This is a genomic window from Pseudomonas sp. ZT5P21 (assembly GCF_054897785.1).
Genome location: NZ_CM142705.1, coordinates 1,626,401 through 1,641,639 on the forward strand (window position 1 = coordinate 1,626,401; position 15,239 = coordinate 1,641,639).

A 15,239-nucleotide genomic window follows, 5' to 3' on the forward strand; every position below is an offset into this window, starting at 1 on the left:
ATCACAAGCAAGGAGATTCCATGGTAACGCGGGTGACCAAAGGCATGCAGGACTGATGCCCGGGGTGTCGGTCAAGGCTCGGGTCGAGCAGGTTTACCGCGAAGAGTCGCGGCGAATCCTGGCGACCCTGATCCGTTTGCTCGGCGATTTCGACCTCGCCGAAGAGGCCCTGCACGAAGCTTTTTTTATCGCGGTCGAGCGCTGGCAGCGTGACGGTATGCCGAATAACCCGAGGGCGTGGCTGGTATCTACCGGGCGCTTCAAGGCCATCGACGTGTTGCGTCGCCGTGCGCGGTTTGCCGCGTCCCGGCCGATGCTGATCGCTCAACTGGAGATGCTGGAGCAGGCCGACTGGAGTGACGAAGACGTGGAGGACGATCGCTTGCGTCTGATCTTCACCTGCTGTCACCCGGCACTGGCGGCGGATGCTCAAGTGCCGCTGACATTGCGCGAAGTCTGCGACCTGACCACCGAAGAAATCGCCCGGGCGTTTCTCTGCGCACCGGCCACTATTGCCCAGCGCATCGTGCGGGCCAAAGCGAAAATCCGCGATGCGAAAATCCCTTATCAAGTGCCCACCCTGGCGGAATTGCCCGAGCGACTCGACAGCGTGCTACGGGTGATTTACCTGGTGTTCAACGAAGGTTACTCGGCCTCCATCGGTGCTGAACTGACCCGCGAGGACTTGACCCGCGAGGCGATCCGGCTTGGTCGATTGGTCATGGAATTGTTGCCTGAGCCTGAAGTGATGGGCCTGCTGGCGCTGATGCTGCTGCATGAGTCACGGCGCCCGGCGCGGACATCGTTGAATGGCGAGCTGATTCTGCTGGATGAGCAGGACCGTTCGCTATGGGATGCCGGGTTGATTGGCGAAGGTTGCGCACTGATCGAGCGGGCGCTGAGTACGCGGCGATTCGGACCTTACTGCCTGCAAGCGGCGATTGCGGCGGTACATGCCGAAGCGCCGACGGCGGGGGAAACCGACTGGCTACAGATTGTGGGGCTGTATGACGTCCTCTTGGCGGCCGTACCTTCGCCGGTGATCGAGTTGAACCGTGCGGCGGCGATCTCCAAACGGGATGGACCGTTGGCGGGGTTGACGTTGATTGAAGGCATTCTGGCGCGCGGCGATTTGCAGGATTACCACCTGGCACATTCAGCGCGGGCGGAGTTTTGTCGGCAGTTGGGACGGGTGGACGAAGCGCGGACGGCGTTTGAGCGGGCGCTGGAATTGACGCAGCAGGTGCCAGAGCGGCGGTTTATCGAGGCCCGGATCAAGGCTTTAAAGTGATGTGATCTGGCGGGCCTCTTCGCGAGCAAGCCCGCTCCCACAGGTTCAATGCATATCCCTGTGGAAGCGGGCTTGCTCGCGAATGGCTGCACCGCTATTCCAGCATCTTGGCCAACAACCAGCTGCCCGCCGGCCCCGGCGGATGAAGCCGCGACCACAGTGCATCGACGAACAGCGGTTTCGGCCACCCGCGCACGTTCAATTCGTGCAACGTTCCGGCGCCAAACCGACCCACCAGCCATCGCGGCAACGGCGCCCAACCAAATCCGCCCTGAGCCATTTCCAGCAGCATCAAATAACTCGGTGCCGACCAGACGCGCCCCTTTGCGCGGCTTTCATAGGGATTGACGATCGTCGCCAGACGCAGCTCCCGGTGCTGTTGCAAGATGTCCTGATCGATGCTCGCCAGCGCTGCCATCGGATGCTCCCGGGACACGAACAAAGCGATTTCCGTGCGCTCCTGTACCGTCGAACTGACCAGATCCGGCGGGTAACTTTCTTGTTGCTCGGCGAACGCCACATGCGCCCGACCGCCTTGCACCAGCGCCACCAGGTCATCGCATTCGGCGATCAGGCATTCGAGTTCCAGGTCCGGATAACGCTGCTCGAACGCACTGAGCGCCGCTTCGAACCGGTCGGATTGATACGTGTCGGAAATCGCCACCGTCAGCTTCGGTTCTACCCCTTGAGCCAACTGGCTGGCGGTCATTTCCAGACGGCTGATCGCCGCCAGAATCTCCTCGGCCCGCTGCAGCATCACATGCCCGGCCGGGGTCAGGGTTGGTTTGCGGCTGCTGCGATCGAACAAGATCAAATCAAGATCAATCTCCAGACTCGCGACCGCCGCACTGATGGTCGACTGACTGCGGCCAAGTTTGCGCGCCGCGGCGGAAAACGAGCCTTGGGTCGCCGCTTGCACAAACGCCTGTAACACTTCTTGGGAGGCCATGAACTATCGCCTTGATCGATGGTTATTGGTTATGAAGTATCGATGCGAGAGTGGATCATGGCAACCACAGTCACTTAGGAGTTCTGCCCATGAACATCCAGAAATCCATCACTGAACGTATTTTTCAAGCCATCGGCTTTGAGCTGCTCGCCATCGTGATCTGCACCCCGTTGCTGGCGTGGATCATGGACAAACCGATGCTCGACATGGGCGTTGTCACGGTGGTGATCGCGGCGTTGGCATTGGCCTGGAACGTGGTGTTCAACGGGATTTTCGATCGCGTGCTCGAGCGCTTCGACCTGGTGCGCAACGCTTGGCTAAGGGGGGGCCATGCGCTGCTGTTTGAAGGCGGACTCGTGGCGGTGGGCGTGCCGCTGATTGCCTGGTGGCTGAAGGTCAGCCTGTGGCAGGCCTTCTTGCTGGATATCGGCGTGTTGCTGTTCTTCCTGCCGTACACCTACGTTTATCACTGGGTGTATGACACGGTGCGCGAGCGGATGATGATGACCCGCGCCCGGACACCCACCTGAAAACGCCTCGCAACCTGTGGGAGCGGGCTTGCTCGCGAAGACGGTGTGTCAGTCAACATCAATGTTGAATGTGAATCCGCTTTCGCGAGCAAGCCCGCTCCCACAGGTTTGGTGTCAACCCTCAGGTCAAACGTGGAAGTAGCCCACGCACGAATCGAACGGCAAGCGCTTCAATTCGATCTTGTTCAGGTCGAGCACTTCACGCAACGCTTTGGTTTCGCCCGGGAAGTTGCGGTAAGCGACTTCGTCCAGCACCACGATCGCGCCTTTCGGCATGTACGGCAGGAAGGTTTCCAGCGCGACCTTGGTCGATTCGTACAGGTCGGTGTCGAGGATCAGCATGGCCACAACCAGGTCCGGACGGGTTTTGACCCATTCAGGTACGGTCTTGACGATGTCGCCTTTGACCAGCTCGCAACGCGGGATACGGTTGACCGGACGCAGCAGGTCGTTGGCGTCGATCATGTCCTGAATCAACGACTGGTCGGTGTCGGAGAACATGGTCTCGTTGACGTCGGCCGGGTCTTCTTTCTTGTCGATGCTCTGGAAGCCTTCGAAGGTGTCGAAGCCGACGATCGAACGGTTGATCGCGTACGGCTCGAGGATCATCGACAAGTGCATGTACAGCATCAGCGAGTTGCCCTTGTACACGCCGCACTCAATGATCGCGCCCGGTACTTCAGCGACTTTCTTGAACAGCTCCATGCGCGACAGCGCAGCGGTCACGCCGATGCGGTTGGCGAAGACAAACGGGGCGTCGGCCACGTACTCGGCATCGACCCGTTTCAGAACGTTGGCACGGGTTTCGTTGTACTGGGCCTCGGCGGGCGTGATGCGACGCTTGGTCATGCTTCGATTCCTTGGAAATTAGAAAAGTCGTGGGCGTGGAAATAGTCTTTGAAGCCAGCGCCGACGTCAGGGCAGGCGCTGTCGACGTTGATCGCGCCGCGCTTGTGCTTGAGGTCGTCGAGGTGCATCAGGCGGAAGTCCACGCTGAAGCGGGTTTGTTCGGTGTGGTTGGCGACCGTGCCGTGCAGGTGCGAACCGGAGAAAACCAACATCTCGCCGGTGTTCCCTGCGACGCGCACTTCAGACGCGGTGTTGATCGCCTCCAGTGGCACCGGGTGCACGCGGACTTCCTCCTTGAGGTTGTCCTTGGCCTTGTGCCGCTGGTTGTTGATCCAGTCGTTTAGGCTCCATTCGCTGGAGGTGTTTTTCACCGGCACGTCGAAATAGCCGGCGTTGATCATCATGGTCTGGTCGGGGCTAATGGTGTGCACCGGCATCCAGGTGTTGATCTGGCAATCGACGCTGCCGTACCAGGTGTCGCGATGCGGTTTGTAGGCATAGCTGACACCCGCGTGCAAATAGTCATAGTTCGGCACCACGCGAATGCGCGGTACGTCGAAAATGTATTCACGGGGGTCGACGCCAATTTCGTCGATGAACGACAGGATCAGTTCCTTGGCACGCAGGCTGTTGGTGAACTGGCCCTTGAGGCGCGTCACCAGTACCACGAATTCTTCCACCGGCATCAGCGTGTGCAGCGCCTGGTGATTGGTCTCGCCGTCGAAGGCCGCAGTGATGCTTTCCTGAGCGAACGCACACAGCTCTTTGGCGGCGCGCAGTTGAGTGTTCAGGAAGATGTCGCCGGCGTAGAGGGCTTCTTTGAAGTCAGCTTTTTGTTGAAGCTGATTGATGTACAGATTCACGATTCCACTCCTGAATGCGTCGAGTCTCTTAAGAGTCGGCATCACGGTAACAAACTGAAGTGCAATCCGGAGGGCGGTGGATCAATAAAAGCGCAATTTGCTGAATTTGCGACGAAAAGCATTGTCTCGGCAAAAAAATCTCCCTGTGGGAGCTGCGGATGGTCTTCATCTGCAAGCCGCCGCCGTTGGCAAATTGTTTTTTGGGGGGGGAACCCAGCGCAGCCCTTGTAGGAGCGAGCTTGCTCGCGATGGTCGTGAACGATAACGCGTAAACCAGATATCCAACGCGGCCTTTGGGTTTTTCGCGAGCAAGCTCGCTCCTACAGATCCTGGCGCTTACGAAACGCCCAACGCCCCGCAATCACGGTAAATGTCGCGACCAGCGCCACCAGAATCCAGAACCCCTGCGGATCCTCCGAAAGCGGAACACCGCCCACGTTCATCCCAAAGAAACCGGCAATGATGTTGATCGGCAGCGCCAGCACCGTCACCACGGTCAGGGTAAACAGCGTGCGGTTGCTCTGTTCGTTGAGGTTGGCGGCGATCTCTTCCTGCAACAGCTTGATCCGTTCACCCAAGGCCGTGAGGTCGTTGATGATCAGCGCAAACTCCTCGGTGGACTTGCGCAGCTCCTTCACGTCCTCCTTTTGCAACCATTGCGGCGGACGGTTGAGCAGGCGCAGCAACGAGCCCGGCTCCAGCGCCAACAGTCGTTGCAGGCGCACCAGCACCCGGCGATTGGCGCCCAGTTCCGCGCGGTTGGTCGACAGCCGCGAAGACAGCAATTCATCTTCGATCTGATCGACGCTGAGGCTGGTCTTGCGCACGATCTGCGTCAGCACTTCACCCTGGTCGCGCAGCAAATGCACCAGCAATTCCAATGGCGAGCGAAAGCACTCCCCGGCCTTCACCGACGAACGCAATTTGTCCACCGAATGCAGCGGTTGCAGGCGCGCGCTGATGATCAGCCGGCTGCGGGCGCACACCCACAGCGTCGACACGTCCGACGAGACCATGCTGCTGAGGTTGAACACTACGTCGTTGACCACCGCCAGCAATGCCGAATCGACATGCTCGATGCGTGTCGAACGGGAGCCTTCATGCAAGGCTTCGAAAAACTCGTCGGGCAATTCCAGATGATTTTTCATCCAGCGCTCGCACGCGGCGTGGGCGAGGTTCAGGTGCAGCCAGAGAAATTCGTCGCTGTCGCCCGGTTGTTGCAGGCACTGCAACGCCTTGGCCGAATCGATTTCACGGCCACGTTCGCCGGGGCGAAAACTGAAACCGTACAGCAGACCGAACAGGTCTGGGTCGCGATGGCTTTGGTCGATGCTGTGATTCATTAGGTCTCGCTGAGAGGGGGCGCCTGTCGCGGGTTTCACAGGTTCACTTGAGCCGCATCATCGCAAGCCGTGATGACATTTTTGTGAAGATTAAATAACGCACACGATTGCGCTACCAATGGTCGGCTTTTCTTCAAGAAGCGCTCTGGCGCGCCGATTAAGCTTGGGTTAAGTTGCGCGCCTTCGGCCACCAGCCAACGCCGCAGACAGGGATGTCCGGACTACTTTCACGCCTCACCCCGGGCGTGCCTCATTCCTGTCATGAGTACCTTCCGATGTTTTTGCAAAAGTCCTTGAGAGCGCAAATTCTCGCCCTGCTGAGCGGCAGCCTGTTGGCGATGCTGTTGATCGCTTTGGCCTGCTTTCACTTTCTGTCCAGCGGCGTTCAGAGTTACGCGAATCTGATCGATGGCCCGCTGCGCACCTCGCAATTGATCGATGAAGCCAACCTACAATTCAAGGTGCAGGTCCAGGAATGGAAAAACGTCCTGTTGCGCGGCAAGCAACCGGCGGACCGCGATAAGTACTGGAAGCAATTCGAAGATCGTCAGCGTGATGTGCAGGGCATCCTCGGCGAACTTGCCGGGCAGAAAGGCATCGAGCCGCAACTCAAAACCCGCATCGAACGCCTGCGTGACGAACACCGCTTGTTGGGTGCGGCCTACCAGAAGGGCCGCGATGCGTACGTGGCGGCCGGTGCCGATCCAGCAGCGGGCGACACCGCGGTGAAGGGCGTCGACCGGGCGACCAGCGATCAGATGAGCGAACTGGTCAGCGAATTGCGCAAGCAGGGCACGGAACACTCGAAGCAGATCAGCGCCAGCGCCGATCGTACTGTGTTGCTGGGGATCATTGTGATGCTCGCTTCGGGTCTGTTGATCGGCCTGTTGAGCTTGTGGCTGGTCAACCGCAACCTGGTCGAGCCGATTCGCAAATTGATCGACTACGTGGCGCAACTCAGCCAGGGCAAGTTTGCCGAACGCGTGGCCAGCACCCGTCAGGATGAACTGGGCAAACTGGCGATAGCGGCCAACACGCTGCGCGATTTCCTCGCAGACACCTTCAGTCGTTTACAGATCAGCGCCAAGGATCTGGACAGCGCCAGCGGTGAGCTGAAAGCGATCGCCGGCCTCATGGCCAGCGGTACCAACGAGCAGTTCAACCGCACCGACCAGGTGGCCACGGCGATGAACGAAATGTCCGCCACCGCGCAGGAAGTCGCGCGCCACGCTGCGGATGCCGCACGTGCGGCGGATGACGCCGACCAGTCCGCCCAGCAAGGCGAAAAAGTCATGCAAGGCACCATCCACACCATCACCCGCATGCGCGGCGAAATCGCCAACACCGCGACGGTCATTCGACAGCTGGAAACCGACAGCGGCCGTATCGGCAAGGTGCTGGAAGTGATTCGCGGCATCGCTGAGCAGACCAACTTGCTGGCGCTCAACGCGGCCATCGAAGCGGCCCGTGCCGGTGAAGCCGGGCGCGGTTTCGCGGTGGTGGCCGATGAAGTACGCAGCCTGGCCCAGCGCACGGCGGCGTCGATCATCGAGATCAATCAGATCATTCAAACCGTGCAAACCGGTGCGGTGGACGCGGCCCAGGCGATAGAAAGCGGTCAGTCGCGCAGTGAAGAAAGCGTCGAGCAAGTGACTCAGGCCGGTGCCATGCTGGAACGCATCACCCAAGCCGTGGAGGCCATCCGCGACATGAACCGCCAGATCGCCACGGCTGCCGAAGAGCAGACTTCGGTCGCGGAAGACATCTCGCGCAACCTCACCGAAATCACCAGCATCGCCAGCACCAACCTGGACAACGTGCAACGCACCGAAGCAGCCAGTCACAACCTGCACGGGTTGTCGGGGCAGTTGAATCAAGTGACGGCGCGGCTGAGCGCGTAAGCGTCACCGGAACGCAGAAAAGCCGCACGATCCGAAAATCGTGCGGCTTTGTTGTGTGCGGGGATCAGTCGTCTTGCTTGTTTTTGAGGACTTCGCCGGTGGCGGCGTTCAGGTCCACATCCCACTCGACGCCTTTGGCGTCTTTCAGTTCAACTTCGTACTCGTAGCCGTTGAAGTGGTTGTCCAGGTCGCTGTCTGTAATCGTGGCACCCGGGTGCAGCTTCATTACGATCTGGTTCAGCTCTTCCAGCGGCTTGATTTTTTTGTCCTTGACCAACTGAGGGATCTGATCGACCGGAACATCATCCGCATGGGCCAGGCCGGCGGTAAGGGTCAGGGCGGCAGCGGTGAACAGGGCAGTCAACGTTTTCATCGGTTCATTCCTTGGGGTTAGCTGTTTAAGTGGGGCCAGATTAAATATGGCAACTTAATTCACGCTTAAATTCCCGTGACACGATCGTTCCCACGCTCTCTCGGTTCTGGATCAATACCCGTTGTTCTGCAACAACTGCGCAACACTTGCCGCGGCCGGACGTTTGTAGAACTTCAACAGTTCGCTGGCACGGTTGGTGAAGATGCCATCGACGCCGGCGTCCATGACTTTGTTGAAATCCACCGCATCATCGATGGTGTAGACGTGCACCAACAAACCCTGATCGTGGGTGTACTGATTCATCCACGGTTTCACCAGGTCGGAATAACTCTGATCGCCACCCTGGGTCAGCGCCGCAGAAGGCCCGGTGCCAATGGCGCCCTGAGCCTTGGCGTACTCGACCCATTGCTGGAATTCGGCTTTGTCCTTCGGTTCCTGTTTGGCGTAGTACGTGGCTTTGTCCTTGTCGCCGGACTCGGCGAACGTCACCTTGGACTTGGGCTCGATGCTGCCTTCGCCTACCCAAAGCAACAGGATCTTCGGCACTTGCGGCATCTCTTTTTCCAGCAGTTCGAGGCTGCTCTTCTCGAAGGTTTGCAACACCACCTTGCCTTTGCCCTGGCCGACCGCCAGATTGCTTTTCGCCAGTTTGGAACCGGCCGGACTCAGCCAGCCACGATCCTGCAATTTATCCTTGAGGTCGCGCTCGATACCGGGGAATTGCTTGGGCTCTTTGGTTTCGATGTACAGGCCAGGCTTGTGTAGCGGATTGCCTTGGGCAATGTCGATGATTTCGTCGAGGGTCAGGATTTTCAGGCCCGCAAAAGAAGGGCGCGCGCGATCCGGGTACGCGGTGTTGAACCAGCTGCCGGCATCGAGGGTTTTGAGTTCGGCGATCGTGAACGCGTTGGCCGGGCTGTCCTTGCGCTCAGGGAATTTGCTGGCGACGTCGGTGGTGCGTTGCAGGTTGTTGTCGTGCAGGGCAAACAGCACGCCGTCCTTGCTGCGTTGCAGGTCCAGTTCCAGGTAGTCGACACCGAGGTCGCGCGCCAGTTTATAGGCGGCGGCGGTGGATTCCGGTGCATCAAAGGATGCGCCGCGGTGAGCGATCACGGCGGGATGCGGGATACCCGAACGGGTCGCCAGTGTGGTGGGGTCTGGCTCGCTGGCGGCTTGCGCCTGGCCGAGGCCGAGCAGCACGCCCAGCAACAGGGCGCTCTTGATGAAAGTAACAGGCATGGTCGAGATCCTTTCGCAGAGTGTTTTCAAAGACGTCCCTTTTAACAACTGAGCGCTGCTTGCGCTATCGCGAGACCGACATAAACGTGTTTAAAGCAGATTTTTTCAGCGCTTTTGTGCGGCTCTTTGCAGTACTCTTGGCCACGGCAGTTTCCCCGGCAGAGGGAACGCCATTCATCTTGCCCTGCGTGTAAACCATCGATCACTTGTGTGAGGTTTATCATGCGCATCACTTCCGAACTCATCTGCCAGGCCGCCGAACAGCTCAAAGGCTTCGTCGGCCTCAATCGCAAAACCGGCCAGTACATCGTGCGTTTCAGCGAAGATTCCTTCGGCATGGACGTGGCGGATGACGGCATTATTCCGGCGAGTGAATTTGTCTGGGCGCCGGGGCCGGAGCAGGCCATGACGCTTAAGCGCGAGTTGATTCAGTTGTTGCTGGATCAGAACATTGATGACCGGATCAATATTACCGAGCCGTTGCGGGTGTACATGAATCGGCGGGAAGTGCCGGAGATTTCGGCGGTGCGCAGCCTTGTACAGAGCTGAGATCTGCAGTGTTTGTGCTGGCCCCTTCGCGAGCAAGCCCGCTCCCACACTGGATTTGTGTCGTACATAAAACCTGTGGGAGCGAGCTTGCTCGCGAAGACGGCCTTGAGAACACTGCATCATTTACTGCCTGAACCCGGTGTCTGGGCAAATCATGAAGTCTGCCTCGCACACGCTTCGATCAACGCACTGACCAGCGGTGGTAGCTGACCTTTGAGAGCGGCACGTTCCGGTTGAAACAGCGTGGCGACAAAGAACGGATGCCCGCGTAATTCCACCGCTCGCAGATCCCCCGTTGAATCATGTCCTACGGCGCACAACTGTTGGCTCAGCAGCGCCTGTGCGAACTCAGGATTCACACCGTAACGGCAGCGATAGCCTTCATGGATTTCGTCGCTTTCGTACGCTTTGGCGATCAACGAACCTTCAACGAGATGAACGCTGTCGATGACTTCCACCCGCTCACAGGTCAGCGGCATGAGCAGCGCTCGCGTCGCATCAGGTGATGTCTCGCCGTGCTCGGCATCCTCCCAACCCAGAACGTTGCGGGCGTATTCGAGTACGGCGTGTTGAAAACCACCACACGTTCCGAGGAAAGGTCGCCGTTGTTCGCGGGCAAAACGAATCGCTCGCAGCGCGCCGTCCATGTCGCGGTAGGGGCTGGCCGGCACACACCAGAAACCGTCGAAGTCTTCCAGCGGCGTGTCGTCGTTGATGTCATCGGTGGCCAACCACTGGAACTGCACGTCCAGTCCGGCGTGTTCGGCAACCATGCCGAGGGCGACGGGAATAGCCTGGTGGGCGGTGACTTGCGGGTCGTAATCGCCGATCAGGGCGATGCGAATGGCGGTGTTTTCCATGAGTGCTCTCGACGCTTGTTGATTCCTGGAACCCACTATAGATTGGCGTTCACGCACTCAATATTGGCGTTATCCCAAGTGATCAATGCAGCAACGCACTATCGACTGGATTACCCCGACCTGTCTCTGATCCTCGCTCTGGTGCGCGGCGGCTCGCTGGCCCGGGCCTCGACGCTGCTGAAGGTCGACGTCTCGACCGTGTTCCGCGCCGTGCGCCGACTGGAAGCCGCGCTGGGTCAGCAACTGTTCGAAAAGAGCCGCGCCGGCTACCTGCCGACCAGCCTGGCGCAGGCGTTGGCCGAACAGGCCGAGCGCGCTGAACAAGCGCTGGAAGCGGCGCGCATCGGCGTGGAGCAGGGCGGTGAAGTCATCAGCGGCACCGTGCGACTGACCTGCACCGATTCGGTCTTGCAAGGTTTGTTGGTGCCGGCGCTGGCGCAGTTCATGCCCGGCTATCCGGCGTTGACTCTCGAGTTGAGTACGTCCAATGACTTCGCCAACCTCAGCCGCCGAGACGCGGACATCGCCTTGCGTCTGACTCAAACGCCGCCCGAGCATTTGGTCGGTCGACGTCTTGCACAGGTGTCGTATCGAGTCTGTGCGAGCACGACGTATTTGAAATCGATTGACGCCGCAGATCTGTCTTCGCTGACCTGGATCGCTCCGGACGACTTCCTGCCCGATCACCCGACTGTCGCGTGGCGCCGCCAGCAGTTGCCCGGCGTCACACCGGGTTTTCGCTGCAACAGCATGTTGTCGGTCACCGAACTGGTGCGGGCCGGGCTCGGTGTCGCGGCGTTGCCGGACTTTCTGATCAGTGACGGGCTGCAACCGTTGAGCGAGCCGTTGCACGGTTACGACACGGCGCTGTGGTTACTGACCCGTCCGGACTGTCGCGCCTTGCGCTCGGTGGTGACATTGTTCGATGAGTTGGGACGGGCGTTGAAACTGCCGTGAACTGCGTTTAAAGCTGATGGCAGGCGAGGAACATGTCCAGCGCCGACTCCACGACCGTGGTTTGCATCTCGGGTGCGAGGGCGGGCAGCCCCATCGAAATCTGGGGCCAGAAGGCAAAGGATTTGAGCATTCCCTGAACCTGTTGGGCAGCAAACTCCGGATCGACCGGCTTCAATCGTCCATCGGCCTGGGCGGCACGAATCCACACGGTCAAGCCCTCTTCGTGCTCGCCCATTCTTGCGACCATATCCTGTGCGCGCTCCGGAGAGTGGATCGTCGCTGCAATGGCCACCCGCGCCAGGTCGAGAAAATTGTCATCGCCCAACATCTGCAATTTCGCCATCAGCATCAGGCGCATCTGTTCGCGTAAGGGTAAGTCAGGGCTGTAGGCCGTTTCCTGTTCAGCTGTCACCCGCGCCCATAACTGATTGAGGATTTCGGCGAACAACGCTTCCTTACTGGGGAAGTGGTTGTACACCGTGCGCTTTGACACGCCAGCGGTGGCGGCGATCTTGTCCATGCTGGTGATGTCGAAACCGCTGGCACGGAATTCGGCAATCGCCGCTTGAATGATCGCTTCGCGTTTTCGGTCGGTCAGGCGCTGTGGTGCGGTCATAAGTACGCTTCGTCAGAAGAAGATAAGAATTACACTCAGCAGTTTACTTGTGAACGGCTTTGATGCAACCTTGAAACTACACTGTGCAGTGTAATGTTTTGTTAATCCTGCCCAGCCAAAAATAGAGTGTTCGGCTGATGCGTGCGTGCCTTGGCCAATTATCGTCCCACCGCAGAAACTGCGAATCGTGCGGTTTCCTGGAGTCATACCGTGATGGCCAAATCTACTAACGTCTCTGCACCGCAAGCTTCCCGTCAGGCAGCAGGGCTTTTCCGAAACCATGCACCCGTGCAACGTGGAGGCTTTGGCAAAATGGTGCGCATCATGTGGAACATGATCTTCCACAAACCGCGCAACACCCGTCCGACCGCTGCCGTTCCGGTGCAACGCCTGACCCTCGATGCGTTGATCGCCGCGCCCAACCACAGCATCTACCGCCTCGGCCATTCCACGGTATTGCTGAAACTGCGGGACAAATTCTGGATCACTGACCCCGTCTTCGCCGAACGCGCCTCGCCGGTGCAATGGGCCGGTCCGAAGCGCTTTCACCAGCCGCCCATCAGCCTGGAAGAATTGCCTCCGATCGAAGCGGTGATCCTGTCACACGATCACTACGACCACCTCGATTATCAAGCTGTGCTCAAACTGGCGGACAAAGCCAAATATTTCCTCACGCCACTGTGCGTCGGCGACACCTTGATCAAGTGGGGTATCGACGCCAGCAAAGTGCGCCAGATGGACTGGTGGGAGGGCACCGAAGTCGCCGGCATCCAATTTGTCGCCACACCGTCGCAACACTTTTCCGGCCGTGGCCTGTTCGATGGCAACAGCACGTTGTGGGCTTCGTGGGTGATGATCGACGGCGACACGCGGATCTTCTTCAGTGGCGACAGCGGTTACTTCGACGGCTTCAAACACATCGGCGAACAGTACGGCCCGTTCGACCTGACACTGATGGAAACCGGCGCCTACAACGTCGAGTGGCCGGATGTGCACATGCAGCCGGAGCAGACTTTGCAAGCGCACATCGACCTGAAAGGCCGCTGGTTACTGCCGATTCACAACGGCACCTTCGATTTGTCGATGCACGCCTGGTATGAGCCGTTCGACCGGATTCTGGCATTGGCCTGGGAACGCAGTGTGTCGATTACCACGCCGCAGATGGGGGAGGCGTTCAATGTGATGCATCCGCAGCGGGGCAATGCCTGGTGGTGTGAAGTTGAGCAGCAGGTGTATCAGGAGAGTGTTGGCTAGGACGGCTACAGACGGGGGTGAATATTCATACGGGATCCGGCGATAAGCGATGACGGACTTTTCCAGCGGCCTCTGTAGGCTGGAGAAGGAGTGGGACTCCTCACTTCTACAAGGGTCAGCGGTTGACCAATACTTATCACTAGGATCTTTTTCACATGGAAGTCAAATCAAGCGGCACCCCGCCGGCACGCGAATCAAGGCTGGAATATTTAAGCGTCGATGAAATCAGTCAGAGGATGGACCGCAATCAGTTGAGCGCCTTCGGCCTCGTTCAGCACCTGTTACAGCGGATCGCCGCGCTCGATAAGCAAGGGCCAGTGATCAACGCGATAATCGAACTAAACCCTGAGGCGTTGGCCATGGCTGAAGCCATGGATCAGGAGCGAACATCAGGGCATGTCCGAGGGCCGTTGCATGGCATCCCGGTATTGCTCAAGGACAACATCGACACGTCCGATGAGATGCAGACCAGCGCCGGCTCACTGGCCATGGTTGGGCAGCCCGCCGCGCAGGATGCGTTCATCGTACAGCGCCTCCGGGCGGCGGGGGCGGTGATTCTGGGAAAAACCAATCTCAGTGAATGGGCTAATTTCCGCGACCCTGCCATTCCCAGCGGCTGGAGCGGGCGCGGCGGGCAAACCAAAAACCCGCACGTGTTGAGTGGCGATCCCTGCGGTTCAAGCACGGGTTCTGCTGCGGCCGTCGCCGTAGGCTTCGCCCCGCTGGCCGTCGGAACCGAAACCGCTGGCTCGATTAGTTGCCCGGCGTCCCTGAATGGTGTTGTGGGTATCAAGCCCACGGTAGGTCTGTTGAGTCGTAGCGGCATCGTCCCCGTGACTCACAAACTGGATACACCCGGACCCATGGCACGCACAGTTCGCGATGCGGCGCTTTTGTTGAATGCCATGACCGGCATCGATCCGGCCGATCCAGTCAAAAAGCCCCATGGCCTGGACAACGTGGATTACACCGCACTGTTGCGTCCCAACGCACTGGTCGGACGGCGGATTGGTTACCCTGCCAAGTTCGATCGCAGCAATTTGCCGCTCCTGACCGACCCTGACTTTTCTCAAGCGTTGGAACTCATGCAGGCTGCCGGTGCAACGCTCATACCCGTGGAGCTCCATGATCCACTATCAAAACAGGTGGAAGAGGCATTTCACATGGGCATCAAGCGTGACTTGCCTCGCTACCTTGCGACTCGAACCGGCATTCCCGCCTCCACACTGGAAGACCTTGTACTGTTCAATGCCCCGAACGTCGAAGGTCATGGTCAAGACACGTTGATAGAGGCCAGCAAGATTGCTTTTGACGAGCAAACCTACAATAAGCTTTGGCACAAAATTCAAAGTGAAAACGCCGCAGCCATTGATCAGTGGCTGGTAGCGCATCAACTCGATGCCATCGTCTCGGATGTCGCTTCACCTGCCATGAACGTCGTACCGCTGGCGGGATACCCCGGCATCATGGTGCCTACCGGGATCGACGATGACGGCGTGCCGACGTCGGTCTTCTTTTACGGACGGCGCTGGAGCGAGGCCAACCTTCTGGCATTGGCCTACGGGTATGAACAAGTGTCCCATGCGCGGCGGACGCCTGCGTTCAAGCCGTAGTGGATGAAGGTCGCAGCTGAAACGCTCATCGAGCATTAGAGCTGCGACCTTG

15 protein-coding genes and 1 pseudogene are annotated in these 15,239 nt (G+C 59.0%); 7 read left to right on the plus strand and 9 right to left on the minus strand.

Annotated elements, in window-relative coordinates; translation table 11 throughout:
* Nucleotides 1-55: 55 nt before the first annotated feature.
* Nucleotides 56-1,291 carry an RNA polymerase sigma factor gene (locus ACYZT9_RS07480; RefSeq protein WP_462009223.1) on the plus strand — a complete coding sequence of 412 codons (1,236 nt, stop codon included), beginning with the start codon at nt 56-58 and terminating at the stop codon, nt 1,289-1,291.
* A 94-nt stretch (nt 1,292-1,385) separates the two neighbouring features.
* Here the strand turns inward: ACYZT9_RS07480 and ACYZT9_RS07485 are convergent, their stop codons facing one another.
* The gene (locus ACYZT9_RS07485; RefSeq protein ID WP_462009224.1) at nt 1,386-2,240 is read right to left on the minus strand and encodes a LysR family transcriptional regulator; all 855 of its coding nucleotides are present in this window, start codon (nt 2,238-2,240) and stop codon (nt 1,386-1,388) included.
* Between the two features lie 89 nt (nt 2,241-2,329).
* Here ACYZT9_RS07485 and ACYZT9_RS07490 point away from each other — a divergent pair, with 89 nt between their 5' ends.
* Nucleotides 2,330-2,770, plus strand: coding sequence for a multidrug/biocide efflux PACE transporter (locus ACYZT9_RS07490; RefSeq protein ID WP_462009225.1), 441 nt, complete (start codon nt 2,330-2,332; stop codon nt 2,768-2,770).
* 8 nt (nt 2,771-2,778) lie between these two features.
* Here the strand turns inward: ACYZT9_RS07490 and ACYZT9_RS07495 are convergent.
* From ACYZT9_RS07495 to ACYZT9_RS07510, 4 genes and pseudogenes are all read right to left on the minus strand, one after another.
* Nucleotides 2,779-2,895, minus strand: a pseudogene (locus ACYZT9_RS07495) (metal ABC transporter ATP-binding protein); the annotation flags it as partial.
* A gap of 1 nt (nt 2,896) precedes the next feature.
* Nucleotides 2,897-3,619 carry a TylF/MycF/NovP-related O-methyltransferase gene (locus tag ACYZT9_RS07500; protein ID WP_046031989.1) on the minus strand — a complete coding sequence of 241 codons (723 nt, stop codon included), beginning with the start codon at nt 3,617-3,619 and terminating at the stop codon, nt 2,897-2,899.
* Nucleotides 3,616-4,482 carry a 2OG-Fe(II) oxygenase family protein gene (locus ACYZT9_RS07505; RefSeq protein WP_462009226.1) on the minus strand — a complete coding sequence of 289 codons (867 nt, stop codon included), beginning with the start codon at nt 4,480-4,482 and terminating at the stop codon, nt 3,616-3,618. The genes ACYZT9_RS07500 and ACYZT9_RS07505 overlap by 4 nt, the downstream gene beginning before the upstream one ends.
* A 320-nt stretch (nt 4,483-4,802) precedes the next feature.
* Nucleotides 4,803-5,825: a transporter gene (locus ACYZT9_RS07510; RefSeq protein WP_462009227.1), complete on the minus strand. Its 1,023-nt coding sequence runs from the start codon at nt 5,823-5,825 to the stop codon at nt 4,803-4,805.
* 275 nt (nt 5,826-6,100) lie between these two features.
* Here ACYZT9_RS07510 and ACYZT9_RS07515 point away from each other — a divergent pair, with 275 nt between their 5' ends.
* A complete protein-coding gene (locus ACYZT9_RS07515) occupies nt 6,101-7,726 on the plus strand; it encodes a methyl-accepting chemotaxis protein (RefSeq protein ID WP_462009228.1) in 1,626 nt (541 codons plus the stop codon).
* 64 nt (nt 7,727-7,790) lie between these two features.
* Here the strand turns inward: ACYZT9_RS07515 and ACYZT9_RS07520 are convergent, their stop codons facing one another.
* Both ACYZT9_RS07520 and ACYZT9_RS07525 read right to left on the minus strand, forming a co-directional pair.
* The gene (locus tag ACYZT9_RS07520; protein WP_462009229.1) at nt 7,791-8,099 is read right to left on the minus strand and encodes a PepSY domain-containing protein; all 309 of its coding nucleotides are present in this window, start codon (nt 8,097-8,099) and stop codon (nt 7,791-7,793) included.
* A gap of 111 nt (nt 8,100-8,210) precedes the next feature.
* Nucleotides 8,211-9,338 carry a glycerophosphodiester phosphodiesterase gene (locus tag ACYZT9_RS07525; RefSeq protein ID WP_462009230.1) on the minus strand — a complete coding sequence of 376 codons (1,128 nt, stop codon included), beginning with the start codon at nt 9,336-9,338 and terminating at the stop codon, nt 8,211-8,213.
* A gap of 222 nt (nt 9,339-9,560) precedes the next feature.
* On the opposite strand from ACYZT9_RS07525, the gene ACYZT9_RS07530 reads away from it, so the two are divergent.
* The gene (locus tag ACYZT9_RS07530; RefSeq protein WP_462009231.1) at nt 9,561-9,887 is read left to right on the plus strand and encodes a DUF2025 family protein; all 327 of its coding nucleotides are present in this window, start codon (nt 9,561-9,563) and stop codon (nt 9,885-9,887) included.
* A 152-nt stretch (nt 9,888-10,039) separates the two neighbouring features.
* On the opposite strand, the gene ACYZT9_RS07535 is transcribed toward ACYZT9_RS07530, so the two are convergent.
* Complete coding sequence (locus ACYZT9_RS07535) at nt 10,040-10,747, minus strand: CTP synthase C-terminal region-related (seleno)protein (RefSeq protein WP_462009232.1); 708 nt, start codon at nt 10,745-10,747, stop codon at nt 10,040-10,042.
* A gap of 15 nt (nt 10,748-10,762) precedes the next feature.
* On the opposite strand from ACYZT9_RS07535, the gene ACYZT9_RS07540 reads away from it, so the two are divergent.
* Nucleotides 10,763-11,704 carry a LysR family transcriptional regulator gene (locus ACYZT9_RS07540; RefSeq protein WP_462009233.1) on the plus strand — a complete coding sequence of 314 codons (942 nt, stop codon included), beginning with the start codon at nt 10,763-10,765 and terminating at the stop codon, nt 11,702-11,704.
* Between the two features lie 7 nt (nt 11,705-11,711).
* Here ACYZT9_RS07540 and ACYZT9_RS07545 read toward each other — a convergent pair whose 3' ends face one another.
* Complete coding sequence (locus tag ACYZT9_RS07545; protein WP_462009234.1) at nt 11,712-12,320, minus strand: TetR/AcrR family transcriptional regulator; 609 nt, start codon at nt 12,318-12,320, stop codon at nt 11,712-11,714.
* Nucleotides 12,321-12,533: 213 nt separating this feature from the next.
* Between ACYZT9_RS07545 and ACYZT9_RS07550 the strand changes: the two genes are divergently transcribed.
* The gene (locus tag ACYZT9_RS07550) at nt 12,534-13,574 is read left to right on the plus strand and encodes an MBL fold metallo-hydrolase (RefSeq protein WP_462009235.1); all 1,041 of its coding nucleotides are present in this window, start codon (nt 12,534-12,536) and stop codon (nt 13,572-13,574) included.
* 155 nt (nt 13,575-13,729) lie between these two features.
* On the plus strand, nt 13,730-15,187 hold the full coding sequence (locus tag ACYZT9_RS07555) for an amidase family protein (RefSeq protein ID WP_462009236.1): 1,458 nt from the start codon (nt 13,730-13,732) through the stop codon (nt 15,185-15,187).
* Nucleotides 15,188-15,239 lie beyond the last annotated feature (52 nt).